Below are 13,588 nucleotides of genomic sequence, written 5' to 3' on the forward strand. Positions count from 1 at the left end.
AAGCGTATAGTGGTATTGATCACCTCTAAAAGATAGCTAGCTGCGACTGTTGCCCCTTTCGTACAGGAGGCACTTTATGCCATTACTACAGGCTTACAATATAAGTTATCAATTGGATAACGGCGATTTTCTCTTTCAACAACTGTCATGTTCACTGTCTAACAAGCGTGTTGGCTTAGTCGGGCGTAACGGTGTTGGGAAGTCAATACTCGCGTCAATTTTAAGTGGTGAACAACAACCATCAAGTGGGGCTGTTGCTTTGCCTCAATCAGTGGCTGTGTATCATCAGCAGCCACCCCAGTCACTATCTTGCGAACTGACGATTGCTCAGTTCTTAGGTAAAGATCAGGTGCTTAAAGCGATAAAGCAGGTTGAGTCGGGTGATTGTTCACAGCAATGGTTTGATATAATAAAGGAACAATGGGACTTGCCCTTAAAACTCACTCAGCAATTAAAAGAGCAAGGCTTACCAACAGATCTAGATTTTCCATGCGCTCAGCTCAGTGGTGGGCAATTCGCCCGCTTAAAGCTTTGGCAGTTGTTTGCAAGCGATGTTGAATTACTCATACTTGATGAGCCATCCAACCACCTTGATGTGCAGGCTAAACACTGGTTAATTCAGTCTATGCGCGCCTTCAAAGGGGCAATTTTACTTGTCAGTCATGAGCGAAGGTTACTGCATGAAATGGACGAAATTTGGCAGCTTTCAGAGCTTGGGTTACAGGTATTTGGCGGCAACTATACTCTGTACGCCGAGCAAAAAAGGGCCGAGTTACAAGCGCTTGAACGAAAACTGGCAAGCATTGATAAACAAAAAAAGCAGTTACAAGTACAAACGCAGAAAAACCGTGAAAAGGCAGAGCAAAGAGCGGCTCAAGGTACCCAGTTACGAAAGAATGGCAGTCAGCCCAAAGTGTTGCTTGATGCTAAAAAAGACAAAGCAACGGCACAGGCAGCTAATCGAATTAAAAATGAGCAACTTCGTCGAGCGCATTTAGCTAATACAGAGCGCTCACTCAAGGCACACAAAGAGTCACTGAAAGGCCAAAAACTCTATTTAGCGCATACCCCTATTCGCTCACGTAAAGTCATTTCGATTCATCAAGGCGTATTGCCGTTTGGTCGCACTGAGCCTGTCTCATTTCAAGCATACGCTCATGATAAGATTTATCTGACAGGCAAAAACGGCAGTGGTAAATCAACGCTCCTGAAAACGCTATTAGGTGACGTTTCTCTCCAGCAAGGCGAGCTGCAAATTAATACCCCTTTGTATTACCTTGATCAACATTTTGGGGTTATTCGAGGGGATTTATCGCTACTCGATAACCTTGTAACGCTTTGCCGTGGCCTTAAGGAGAGTGATGCCAGAACATTGCTAGCAGGCGTTGGCTTTAGTCGTGACAATGTGTTTCGTCTTGGTCACATGCTTAGTGGCGGTGAGAAGATGAAGTTAGCCATGCTTATTGTTAGTCACCAGCAAGCTAAACCTTTTTTACTGCTCGATGAGCCTGATAACCATCTCGATCTTGAGTCAAAACTTATGCTAGCCCAAGCGCTCAATCAATACCCTGGAGGCTTTATTCTCGTTAGCCATGATGAAGACTTTGTTCGTGAATCAGGGGTTCAGATGCGAATCGATATTTAACTAACATAACTGCCATCTGGCAGCGAACTATATCGTCCATGGTACAAAACGAGCTATCGGCCATGGGCGGCATGCCCTCTTTCACCCACGCGAAAATAACTGTTTATACATCCACACTCTTTGAGTTTCCCCCATAGTCAGGAAAACGACCCATTGGGTCGTTTTTGTCGTATCCACGTTTAGAGCAATACCGCCTAACTTCAATGCTGGTAAGTACTTGTTTAATTTGCTATCAATGGTCTTAGGACAAAAACGAGAATGATTGCGTTAGAAAAACGACCCAATCGCTCGATATTAAGTTGTTATAAGCCTCGGAGGTTTAGGTGAGCGGAATAATCTCTCGAATCCATCAGGGACGATATGATACAGAGAAAGAGCTATTGAATTTAAGAACCAATGCAATAGATAAAAAGCGCACTGATGTTTTAGATGCGGTAAATCAAAGGCTAAAGAAGTTACACCCTAAAATTTATCAACGAATTGTAGGTCCTTTGGAAATAAGGACAAGAGACGAAAAATATAAATGTTACTGCAATAACCCGAGTACATTGCATGAAGTTTACAAAGATATTGTAAGTAATAGTGTTCATCATCACTCTTTAACATGCGACGCTTGCTGGCAAGAAGATTTAGCCAAAACATGGGGATATTATGGTTGGGCTAGTAAATTAATATCTCAAGAGGTTTGGGACGCACTTTGTGAAAAAAGAGCAAACTATAAGTTTGTCGAATAGGCTTATAACAAGCGCATTAAGCACGGGATTGCTAATAGTTTGCTCGGTTCCGCTTCGTTTCACATTTTAGCAAACAATTATCAGCCCCTTATGCGGGCGTTAGATTTCCTTGGAGAGTTTTATGAGTCACATAGAAGCAGCCACCATTGCCAACGAAATCATCGCAACATGCGATGATTTCGACTGTGTCTACTATCAGAGTACGTTACGGCAGAAAGCGGAAGACGCCACCATTGGCTTGGAGACTCGAGGTTGCCTCAAAGTTCTGGCCTCCGTCGCTTCATATCACTCTAAACGTGAAGATAGCGCCTCCCCATTCGGCCCCCTCATGCAAACTCCTGAGGGCCGCTCACCTATTCCTGAGGATTTAACTGAAGACCAGCTCTCGCTACTTCAAGAGACTCATCCCTACCTTGAATCAAGCGCGCTCAAGGCAAGAGTTCTAGATGTTTTATGGTTGCGTCTACGCTCACCAGATAATGCGGAACAAGCAATTAATGAGTATATAAACTGTGCCCGCAAATATTTCGATCTAGAACATTGGACACATAGTGCCGAGTACGCCGAACGTGCGCTGAGACTATCGGCATTGTTTAGAAAGAAGAATTCTGAGCTGTTTGATTCAGTAGCAGAATTGTTTCTGTCTTGGGTTCAAAATCACATCACAGCGGACAAAAAGTTCATAACTGCTCGGTCTATTCAACTACTTCTAGACTTTGGTGCCGCTGAGGCTGAGGAACTACTAGAAGCCTCGCAAACAGCGGCAAACATCGCAGAATCAGTTGGGGATCACCATAGAGCTGAAAATTACTGGAAACTCGCTGTAAGTGCTGCCCGGAAGGCTAAAAATGAAGAGGCAGCAAACGCAGCACAAACGGCCCTTGCTGAAACCTATGTGAGTAACGCAAAAGGCTTGGGTGGTGGAATGTCCGCTGCCCATTGGATGCAACAGGCCATTGAAGCATATAAAGCAGTTCCAAATTCTAAGGGGCGACGCGACGAGCTCTATACAGAGTTACTGGAGTTCCAAAAGCAGAGTCTAGACGAAATGGGTAAGTTTGAGAAGCCACTCGATATATCGGATTGCGTATCTCAGACTGTGGAAACCATAGAGGGCAAGCCTTTTCGGGAGGCTCTTTTCGTTTTTGCATTTAGTATCACTTCAGTGCCTAACTACGAGAAACTAAAGCAACAGGCTGAGGAGCTTGCAAAGAAGCACCCACTTTCGCATTTGTTCGGCGCTACGCATCTGGACCACGAGGGCAAGGTAATTGCAAAGTCTCCAGGCAGCTTCGACACAGGCGAAGTTTCAAGTCACAACCTTTACCGCTCGGCAGCGTTGAATCATCAAATTTCTGTTGCTGGCTGTATCTTGCCAGCATCTGACATCATTCGAGTTGAGCATCCATTTACGTTAACTGAGTTCGAAGCCCTTACCACGAACAACCCATTTGTAGCGCCGGGCCAAGAACGTATGTGGGCGCAAGGGCTGCTAGCTGGTTTGGACGGAAAGTATGAAGTTGCACTTCCGATCATAATCCCGCTGCTAGAAAACTCTCTTAGAAATATTCTCAAACAATCAGGTGTAAGGGTGTCAACGCTCAATACACATGGTGTCCAAGAAGAATTGCGAATATCCGCAATTCTTGACCATGAGGTCGCATTGGAGCTTTTTGGATATGACCTAATTATGGATCTCAAAGGCTTATTGCAAGAGCGAACATATGCGAATCTACGAAATGTGGTGTCACATGGGCTTGGTTCAACTGGCACTTATTATTCAGCGCCATCAATCTATTTATGGTGGCTGTGTTTCCGATTAGTATTAACTCCTTACGCGAAACAGCGTTCTGAACCTGAAAGTCCGGAAATCTAACAATGCCTTGCAGCCGTCAAATTTACCGCTGAGCGCAGCGGTAGCGACCGCATCAGCTAGCCACTGCGTGCCGAAAGTTCACACTAGCCTTGGCAATACAACCAAAAAAGCGAGCCTCTAAGGGTCTCGCTTTTTTTAGATAAGTGCTAGAACCTAGCTGCTGCCGGTTTTGGCGCGTCGTGTTCTCCAGCGGTTATTTCTTCTTGCCGGGCCTTTCGCTTGGGGTGAGTCGCTATCGCGCCCTCTGGGTTTATTAGCAACGCCCTGCTCTTTACCCTGCTGCGGCGCACTCGCCGCTTTTTTCGCGTGCGAAGGCTTCTTTTTCACTGCTTGCTTAGCGGTGTTGCCTGGCTGATCGGCTTTGGCTGCTTTCGGCTTTTTGGGTTTTTTAGGCTTTTTCGGCGCCCGCAATGTGCTTGGTGCCACCTCATTCGTGGGCTCAAAGCCCGCGATAGTTTGCCGTGGCAATAACTCTTGAATTAGGTTTTCAATGCCGTTTAAGTCTTTTGCTTCATCGGCTGTGACAAATGAGATAGCCAATCCTGAGGCCCCTGCCCGACCGGTTCGTCCGATACGGTGAACATAGTCTTCGGCAACATTGGGCAAGTCAAAGTTGATCACACAAGGAAGCTGGTCAATATCAATGCCGCGCGCGGCGATATCGGTGGCCACCAGAACTTTAATACTGCCGTCTTTAAATCCGGCCAACGCTTTGGTTCTGGCGCCTTGGCTCTTGTTGCCATGAATCGCGGCAGAGTGAATGCCACGCTTTTCCAAATTAGTGGCAATGCGATTCGCGCCATGCTTGGTGCGGCTAAACACCAACACCTGCTGCCAATCATTTTCTTTAATTAAATGACTTAGCAGCGCTGTTTTACGCGATTTATCCACTGGGTAAACCCACTGCTCTATGGTTTTTGCCGTGGTATTGGCAGGCACCACAGAAATCTCTAGCGGCTGGTAGACTATGGTTTTCGCCAATTCACGGATCTCGTCCGAGAAGGTCGCCGAGTACAGGAGGTTTTGTCGTTTCGGCGGCAATAACTTAATAATGCGGCGAATATCGTGGATAAAGCCCATATCTAACATGCGGTCGGCTTCATCAAGCACCAGCATTTCTAGTTGCTCAAATTTAATGGCATTTTGCTGATACAAATCCATTAACCGTCCGGGCGTGGCCACGAGGATATCGGCCCCGCGACGCAGTTGCATCATTTGCGGGTTAATTTTAACGCCGCCAAAGGCCACGCAATAGCTCAGCGCTAACTCTTTACCATACGTAGCGACACTGGCGCCGACCTGAGCGGCCAGCTCACGGGTAGGAGCAAGCACTAAAGCTCGCACGTTATTACCGCGAGCACGCTGCCCTTTACTTAATATTTCTAGCATCGGCAAGGTAAAACCCGCCGTTTTACCGGTGCCGGTTTGCGCTGCGGCCATCACGTCGTGGCCGGATAACACCGCAGGAATGCCTTGCGCCTGTATTGGTGAAGGATGCTGGTAGCCTTGGCGTTCAATCGCTTGAAGTAGTTTAGGTTGTAGTTTTAAGTCACTGAATTGGATGGTGTCTTCGGTTTTGATGGTGTTGTTTGCTGATGGTACTTGCTGTTCGGTCATATAAACTCGGTATACATGGCGAAACAAGCTTAAACCCGATTGCATCACCAAAAAATTAAAAAGGCGTAGCGACTTGCTACACAGGCGTAAAGAGTAAAGAGCGTCGGCGCAATGGCGCCTCAAGGTATGCTCTTTACTGATCACGCTGCCATCATAACACACTCTGGGTTGATACAGTGCATGGCAAAAAAAGAAAGCGCAAATCCGCTGCTCATTCCCATTGGCATGTGCCCTACTCACTTGTAACTGAGCATCAGTGCAGCCATAAAAAAACCCGCTCGAGGCGGGTTTTTATGTCACTCACTAGCAGAGCTTACCAACCGGTTTTCTCTTTTAGTGCGTTGCCAATTTCAGCAAGTGAACGTACAGTTTGTACGCCCGCTGCTTCTAAGGCTGCAAATTTCTCGTCAGCAGTACCTTTACCACCAGCGATAATCGCACCAGCGTGACCCATACGTTTGCCTGGAGGTGCAGTTACACCAGCAATGTATGAAACAACAGGCTTAGTGACGTTGTCTTTGATGTACGCAGCCGCTTCTTCTTCAGCTGTACCGCCGATCTCACCGATCATTACGATAGCTTCAGTTTGCGGATCTTTTTCGAACATCTCTAGTACGTCGATGAAGTTAGTACCAGGAATAGGGTCACCACCGATACCAACACATGAAGATTGACCAAAGCCAGCGTCAGTTGTTTGCTTAACGGCTTCATAAGTCAAAGTACCAGAACGTGATACGATGCCTACTTTACCAGGCTTGTGGATGTGACCAGGCATGATACCAATCTTAGACTCACCCGGAGTGATAACACCTGGGCAGTTAGGACCAATCATACGCACGCCAGTTTCATCAAGCTTAACTTTAACGTCAACCATGTCTAGCGTTGGGATACCTTCAGTGATACAAACGATTAGCTCGATGCCCGCATCGATCGCTTCTAGGATTGCATCTTTACAGAAAGGCGCTGGTACGTAGATAACAGAAGCCGTTGCGCCTGTTTCTTCAACAGCGTCACGTACAGTGTTAAATACCGGCAGACCTAGGTGCGTTTGACCGCCTTTACCTGGTGATACACCACCAACCATCTGCGTACCGTATTCGATTGCTTGCTCAGAGTGGAACGTACCCTGACCACCAGTGAAACCTTGGCAGATTACCTTAGTGTCTTTATTAATTAGTACAGACATTATTTGCCCTCCGCAGCAGCAACAACTTTTTCAGCTGCGTCTGTTAGAGATTCTGCAGCAATGATGTCTAGACCTGAGTTAGCAAGAACGTCACGGCCTAGTTCAGCGTTAGTACCTTCAAGACGTACAACTACAGGTACGTTTACGCCAACTTCTTTAACCGCACCGATAATACCTTCTGCGATCATGTCACAACGTACGATACCGCCGAAGATGTTAACAAGTACTGCTTTAACATTGTCATCAGAAAGGATGATCTTAAATGCTTCAGCAACGCGCTCTTTAGTTGCACCGCCGCCCACATCTAGGAAGTTAGCTGGCTTGCCGCCGTGTAGGTTAACGATGTCCATAGTACCCATCGCAAGACCCGCACCATTTACCATGCAGCCTACAGTACCGTCTAGCGCTACGTAGTTTAGTTCCCACTGTGCTGCGTGTGCTTCACGCTCGTCTTCTTGCGAAGGATCGTGCATCGCGCGGATTTTAGGCTGACGATATAGTGCGTTGCCATCAACACCGATTTTACCGTCTAGGCAGTGTAGGTTGCCTTCGTCAGTGATAACCAGTGGGTTGATTTCAAGTAGCGCGAAATCGTGATCGATAAACATGTTGCCAAGACCCATGAAGATCTTAACGAACTGCTTAAGTTGAGTTGGGTTCAAGCCAAGTTTGAAAGCAAGCTCACGGCCTTGGTAAGCCTGAGGACCTACAAGTGGGTCGATCTCAGCTTTGTGGATAAGCTCTGGCGTTTCTTCAGCAACAGTTTCGATTTCAACACCGCCTTCGGTAGACGCCATGAAAACAACTTTACGTGAAGCGCGGTCGACAACAGCACCAAGGTAGAGTTCGTTTGCAATGTCAGTGCAGCTTTCAACAAGGATCTTTGCAACAGGCTGACCATTTTCGTCAGTTTGGAAAGTTACTAGGTTTTTACCTAGCCAGTTCTGTGCAAACTCTTTGATTTCTTGTTTGCTGTCAGCAAGTTTTACACCGCCCGCTTTACCACGGCCACCGGCGTGAACCTGACATTTAACAACCCATTTATCACCGCCGATTTTATCAGCAGCTTCAGCAGCTTCTTGAGGTGTGTCACATGCGTAACCTTCAGAAACTGGTAAACCATATTCGGCAAAAAGTTGTTTTGCCTGATACTCATGCAAATTCATGATGCTTTATCCAATTTTTTGTACTAAAAGAGCTGAATAAATATGCAATTTACCCAACCATCCCAAATTGCGCACCTAGTATAGATCCCATGGCTATGCTTGAAAACCCTAGTGGGACTAAAGGCGGCAAAAAAAAGCTGCGGCGCGGGCCACAGCTTAATTTTTATTCATTCTCGATGTTTATACATCAAGTAGAAGACGTGTTGGATCTTCTAACATCTCTTTAATGGTCACTAAGAAGCCAACAGACTCTTTACCATCGATTTGGCGGTGGTCATAAGACAGGGCCAAATACATCATAGGTAGAATCTCAACTTTGCCATTCACCGCCATAGGACGCTCTTGGATTTTGTGCATACCCAAGATTGAAGACTGTGGCAAGTTGATGATTGGCGTTGATAATAGTGAGCCAAATACACCACCGTTGGTGATAGTAAAGTTACCACCGGTCATGTCTTCAACCGTTAGCTTACCATCACGGCCTTTAAGCGCTAGCTCACGAATACCGGCTTCGATTTCTGCAACCGACAGCTTGTCACAATCGCGTAGTACTGGCGTTACCAAGCCACGCGGTGTTGATACCGCAATGCTGATATCGAAGTAGTTGTGATAAACGATGTCGTCGCCATCGATTGATGCGTTCACATCTGGGAAGCGTTTAAGCGCTTCTACTACCGCTTTAACATAGAACGACATGAAGCCTAAACGGATACCGTGGCGCTCTTCAAAGGCGTCTTTGTATTGCTTACGAAGGTCCATGATTGGCTTCATGTTCACTTCGTTAAAGGTGGTCAACATCGCCGTTGAGTTTTTCGCTTCAAGTAGGCGGTTAGCGATGGTCTTACGAAGACGTGTCATAGGTACACGTTTTTGCGTGCGGTTACCCACAGGCGCTGACTGAGCATCATCGGCTTTGCTTTCTTGCTTAGCCGGCGCTTGCTTAAGGAACTTGTCTACGTCTTCTTTAGTAACACGACCGTTTTTGCCTGAACCTTTGATTTTTGACGCATCTAGGCCTTTTTCAGCAATGAGGCGGCGTACTGAGGGAGTCAATGCATCACTGGCACTGCCATCACCACTTTGCTCGGCAGCCGGAGCAGACTCTTCTTTGCTACCGCCAGCAGCTTTAGCGCCTACTTTCACTTTACCGATAACTTGCTCGGCTGTGACCGTATCGCCTTCACCGTGAACGTGCTCGCCCATGACACCGTCATCCGGGGCTACCACTTCAAGTACAACTTTGTCAGTTTCAATATCAACCAAGTTCTGGTCGCGGCTGACCGCTTCACCTGGTTGAACATGCCATGTTGCGATGGTGGCATCGGCAACAGATTCAGGAAGTACAGGTACTTTAATATCCACTTCTTTACCTTCTGAAGCACCGCTGTCTTTGGCTGGTGCTGAATCAGCTTTTTCTTCACTTTTAGCGTTATCGTCGCTGCTGTTCTCATCAGCAGCAGGCGCATCGTCGGCTTCGCCAACAATGGCTAGCACTTGCTCAGCAAGTACCGTTGCGCCTTCTTGCTCTTTAATCTCGCTGATCACACCGTCTGCCGGCGCCGCTACTTCAAGTACGACTTTATCGGTTTCGATGTCTACGAGGTTCTGGTCACGACTTACTTTGTCGCCAACACTGACATGCCAAGTTGCAACGGTGGCGTCTGCAACTGACTCAGGAAGAACAGGAACCTTGATTTCTGTGGTCATCTCTTATCCCTTATTTTTTAATGGTAAGCGCGTCAGCGACTAACGCTTGTTGTTCTTTAGTATGTACTGACATGTAACCACATGCCGGTGACGCGGACGCGTTACGTCCTGCATAAGTTAGGTTTGCACCTTGTGGAATTGCCTGCCAGAAGTGGTGCTGCGAGCAGTACCATGCACCCTGGTTTTGTGGCTCTTCCTGACACCATACGAAATCTTTCACATGGCTGTAGCGTTCGATAATGTCAGCCATTTCCTGATGCGGGAATGGGTAAAGCTGCTCAACACGCACAATGGCGATGTTATCCAGCTCTTGCTTACGACGCTCTTGCAGCAGCTCGTAGTAAACTTTACCGCTACAGAACACCACGCGCTCAACGTTTTTAGCATCAATATCATCGATTTCGTCGATCATATTGTGGAATACGCCTTCAGATAACTCTTCTAGCGTAGAAACGGCTAACGGGTGACGCAACAATGATTTCGGGGTCATAACAATCAGTGGACGACGCAGCGGACGCACTGATTGACGACGCAACATAGCGTAGACCTGCGCTGGTGTCGACGGCACACACACTTGCATGTTGTGGTCTGCACATAGCTGCAAGAAACGCTCTAGGCGCGCTGAGCTGTGCTCTGGGCCTTGACCTTCGTAGCCATGAGGTAGCAAACAGGTTAGGCCACATAAACGGCCCCATTTTTGTTCGCCTGAGCTCAGGAATTGGTCAAATACTACCTGCGCACCATTGGCGAAATCACCAAACTGCGCTTCCCACATCACCAGTGATGTTGGCTCGGCGGTGGCGTAACCATATTCAAATGCAAGCACGGCTTCTTCCGAGAGCACCGAGTCGTACACTTCAAATTTACCCTGGTCTTCTTTGATGTGTTGCAGCGGTAAATAGGTGGATGCATCTTCTTGATTATGCACCACAGCATGACGGTGGAAGAAGGTACCACGGCCTGAATCTTGGCCGGTTAGACGAATGTCTGTGCCCTGCTCAACCATAGTGGCATATGCAAGGGTCTCAGCCATACCCCAGTCGAGTTTTTTCTCGCCGGCGGCCATCGCTTTGCGGTCATCGTAAATCTTCTTAACCCGAGATTGCGCTTTGTGCTCTTCTGGATAAGAAGCCACCTTCTCGCCAAGCTCTTTAAGCTTTTCAACAGGAATATGAGTTTCATACTCGGTATCCCAATCGTGACCGACGAATTTCGACCAATCAGAAGAGTGCTTAGTTTCTGGCTCGATTTCTTCAACCACGCAGTTGCCTTCGTCTAGGCCATTGCGGTAATCATCAGCAAGTTTCTTAATCTCTTTTTCACTCAAGACACCTTCGCTAACCAGCTGATCAGCATAGATTTGGCGCGGCACTGGGTGCTTTTTGATCTTTTTGTACATCAACGGTTGCGTGGCGCTTGGCTCATCCGCTTCGTTGTGTCCATGACGGCGGTAACACACTAAATCAATAACCACGTCGCGTTTGAACTGATTACGGAAATCAAGTGCAATTTGCGTCACTAAGGCAACCGCTTCAGGGTCGTCGGAGTTAACGTGGAAAATCGGTGACTGCACCATTTTAGCAATGTCGGTACAGTAATCGGTAGAACGTGTGTCGTCTTGCTTAGACGTGGTGAAACCAACTTGGTTATTGACCACGATGCGCACACTGCCGCCTACTTTAAAGGCATTAGTTTGCGACATGTTGAAGGTTTCTTGCACACACCCCTGACCGGCGATGGCCGAGTCACCGTGGATGGTGATAGGCAGTGCTTTTGAGCCACTTTCACATTCTAAACGGTCAAGACGCGCGCGTACCGAGCCCATCACCACTGGATTAACAATCTCTAGGTGTGAGGGGTTAAATGCCAAGGCCATGTGTACGCTGCCACCTTCGGTGGCGAAGTCTGATGAGTAACCCATATGGTACTTCACGTCACCAGAGCCCAGCGTGTCATCATGTTTACCAGCAAACTCATCGAACAGCGCCGATGGGTTTTTACCTAGTACGTTCACTAACACATTGAGACGACCACGGTGGGCCATACCAATCACCGCTTCTTGTTGGCCACTTTCACCAGCGCGGTGAATAAGCTCTTTAAGCATTGGCACTAAGGCGTCGCCACCTTCCAATGAGAAGCGTTTGGCACCTGGGAATTTCGAGCCTAGGTATTTTTCAAGACCATCGGCCGCAATCAAGCCTTTAAGAATGCGCTGCTTGGTTTTGCTATCGAATTGAGGGCGTGCTTGAACCGATTCTAAGCGTTGCTGTAGCCAACGTTTTTCTTCGGTAGATGTGATGTGCATGTACTCGGCACCGATGGAACCACAATAGGTTGCCTTCAATGCTTTGTATAAGTCACCCAGTTTCATCATTTCGCCGCCGGCGGCAAACGAACCTACATAAAACTCAGTGTCAAAATCGTCTTCAGAAAGACCGTGGAAGTCTAACTCCAAATCGCGAACGCGTTCACGTTTCCAAATCCCGAGTGGGTCAAGATTCGCGTTTTGGTGACCACGGAATCGAAAAGCATTTATCAGTTGCAATACTTTGATCTGTTTGGGGTCACCCTGACCACCTTCTGCAACAACTACTTCGCGATGTTTATTTTTTGCCAGCTTGGCGAATTCAGCTCTTACTTGTGAATGCTTAGTTTCTACATCCACCCCTTCCACTTTGGGAAGTTGCTCGAACACTTCACGCCATTCTTCTGGCACTGAAGTCACATCATCAAGATATGCTTCATAAAGCTCCTCAACATAGGCAACGTTACCGCCGTACAGATGAGAAGACTCTAGCCATGCCTTCATCACACCATCGTGCATTTATAAGCCCTTTTATCTAGCGCAGAATTTACATTGTCTGACTTACTTAAAACTCAAGTAAGTGATCGAAGAATGGCCAGACAGACGTCCAGCCATTCTTAGTTCTATTATGCCCTTAAACGGAACGATTAAGAAGCATTGATTTGATTTGCCCAATCGCTTTGGTCGGATTCAAACCTTTCGGACATACATTGACACAGTTCATGATATTGTGACAACGGAATACGCTGAATGCATCGTCTAAATCTGCCAAGCGCTCATCGGTGGCGGTATCTCGGCTGTCCGCTAAGAAGCGGTAAGCGTGTAATAGGCCGGCCGGGCCGATAAATTTGTCTGGATTCCACCAGAAGCTTGGACATGATGTTGAACAACATGCACAAAGAATACATTCGTATAGCCCATCTAGCTTTTCACGATCTTCAATCGACTGCAAACGCTCACCCGCTGGAGGCGTATCATTAATGAGATACGGCTTCACTTTCTCGTACTGAGTGTAGAATTGCGACATGTCGATTACAAGGTCACGAATAACCGGTAAACCCGGTAGTGGACGAATCACTACCTTGCCCTTGCCGTTTGTCTGCAATGCAGAAATTGGCGTAATACAGGCAAGGCCATTTTTACCATTCATGTTCACACCATCGGAGCCACATACCCCTTCACGGCAGGAACGACGAAATGCCAGGCTTGGATCTTGCTCTTTTAACATCAGCAGTGCGTCAAGCACCATCATGTCACGACCTTCTTCCACCTCAAGGGTGTAGTCTTTCATGAATGGCGCATCATCCACGTCTGGATTGTAACGATAAACAGATAATTCTAAAGTTGCCATC

General features: G+C 47.2%; 9 protein-coding genes. 3 read left to right on the forward strand and 6 right to left on the reverse strand.

Annotated features, from left to right (window positions below):
- Positions 1-76: 76 nt before the first annotated feature.
- The 3 genes from MHM95_RS01460 to MHM95_RS01470 all read left to right on the forward strand — a co-directional run bounded on the left by MHM95_RS01460 (position 77) and on the right by MHM95_RS01470 (position 4,255).
- Entirely contained in the window at positions 77-1,645 is a 1,569-nt protein-coding gene (locus MHM95_RS01460) for an ATP-binding cassette domain-containing protein (protein ID WP_239384008.1), read from the forward strand.
- Between the two features lie 323 nt (positions 1,646-1,968).
- The gene (locus MHM95_RS01465) at positions 1,969-2,379 is read left to right on the forward strand and encodes a hypothetical protein (protein ID WP_152440772.1); all 411 of its coding nucleotides are present in this window, start codon (positions 1,969-1,971) and stop codon (positions 2,377-2,379) included.
- Positions 2,380-2,500: 121 nt separating this feature from the next.
- The gene (locus MHM95_RS01470; protein WP_152440773.1) at positions 2,501-4,255 is read left to right on the forward strand and encodes a DUF4209 domain-containing protein; all 1,755 of its coding nucleotides are present in this window, start codon (positions 2,501-2,503) and stop codon (positions 4,253-4,255) included.
- Between the two features lie 153 nt (positions 4,256-4,408).
- Here the strand turns inward: MHM95_RS01470 and MHM95_RS01475 are convergent, their stop codons facing one another.
- The 6 genes from MHM95_RS01475 to MHM95_RS01500 all read right to left on the reverse strand — a co-directional run bounded on the left by MHM95_RS01475 (position 4,409) and on the right by MHM95_RS01500 (position 13,587).
- The gene (locus tag MHM95_RS01475; RefSeq protein ID WP_239384276.1) at positions 4,409-5,818 is read right to left on the reverse strand and encodes a DEAD/DEAH box helicase; all 1,410 of its coding nucleotides are present in this window, start codon (positions 5,816-5,818) and stop codon (positions 4,409-4,411) included.
- 367 nt (positions 5,819-6,185) lie between these two features.
- Positions 6,186-7,058, reverse strand: a complete 873-nt coding sequence (gene sucD, locus MHM95_RS01480; protein ID WP_045978833.1) for a succinate--CoA ligase subunit alpha — start codon at positions 7,056-7,058, stop codon at positions 6,186-6,188.
- Positions 7,058-8,224, reverse strand: a complete 1,167-nt coding sequence (gene sucC, locus MHM95_RS01485) for an ADP-forming succinate--CoA ligase subunit beta (protein ID WP_022946096.1) — start codon at positions 8,222-8,224, stop codon at positions 7,058-7,060. Before sucC ends, sucD begins: the two co-directional genes overlap by 1 nt.
- Positions 8,225-8,404: 180 nt before the next feature.
- Positions 8,405-9,931, reverse strand: a complete 1,527-nt coding sequence (odhB, locus tag MHM95_RS01490; protein ID WP_239384009.1) for a 2-oxoglutarate dehydrogenase complex dihydrolipoyllysine-residue succinyltransferase — start codon at positions 9,929-9,931, stop codon at positions 8,405-8,407.
- 10 nt (positions 9,932-9,941) lie between these two features.
- Positions 9,942-12,755 (reverse strand): 2-oxoglutarate dehydrogenase E1 component, encoded by a 2,814-nt coding sequence (locus tag MHM95_RS01495; RefSeq protein ID WP_053910500.1) that lies wholly within the window; start codon positions 12,753-12,755, stop codon positions 9,942-9,944.
- A gap of 115 nt (positions 12,756-12,870) precedes the next feature.
- Positions 12,871-13,587, reverse strand: a complete 717-nt coding sequence (locus MHM95_RS01500; protein ID WP_022946093.1) for a succinate dehydrogenase iron-sulfur subunit — start codon at positions 13,585-13,587, stop codon at positions 12,871-12,873.
- Between the last annotated feature and the right edge of the window lies 1 nt (position 13,588).

The organism is Pseudoalteromonas sp. CnMc7-15 (assembly GCF_022347925.1).
Classification (GTDB): domain Bacteria; phylum Pseudomonadota; class Gammaproteobacteria; order Enterobacterales; family Alteromonadaceae; genus Pseudoalteromonas; species Pseudoalteromonas ruthenica.

What these genes read in the sequence shown, in the direction of transcription:
- sucC (WP_022946096.1), bottom strand. Translation starts at nt 8,224, where the DNA reads ATGAATTTGCATGAGTATCAGGCAAAACAACTTTTTGCCGAATATGGT.
- MHM95_RS01500 (WP_022946093.1), bottom strand. Translation starts at nt 13,587, where the DNA reads ATGGCAACTTTAGAATTATCTGTTTATCGTTACAATCCAGACGTGGAT.
- MHM95_RS01470 (WP_152440773.1), top strand. Translation starts at nt 2,501, where the DNA reads ATGAGTCACATAGAAGCAGCCACCATTGCCAACGAAATCATCGCAACA.
- sucD (WP_045978833.1), bottom strand. Translation starts at nt 7,058, where the DNA reads ATGTCTGTACTAATTAATAAAGACACTAAGGTAATCTGCCAAGGTTTC.
- MHM95_RS01495 (WP_053910500.1), bottom strand. Translation starts at nt 12,755, where the DNA reads ATGCACGATGGTGTGATGAAGGCATGGCTAGAGTCTTCTCATCTGTAC.
- odhB (WP_239384009.1), bottom strand. Translation starts at nt 9,931, where the DNA reads ATGACCACAGAAATCAAGGTTCCTGTTCTTCCTGAGTCAGTTGCAGAC.
- MHM95_RS01460 (WP_239384008.1), top strand. Translation starts at nt 77, where the DNA reads ATGCCATTACTACAGGCTTACAATATAAGTTATCAATTGGATAACGGC.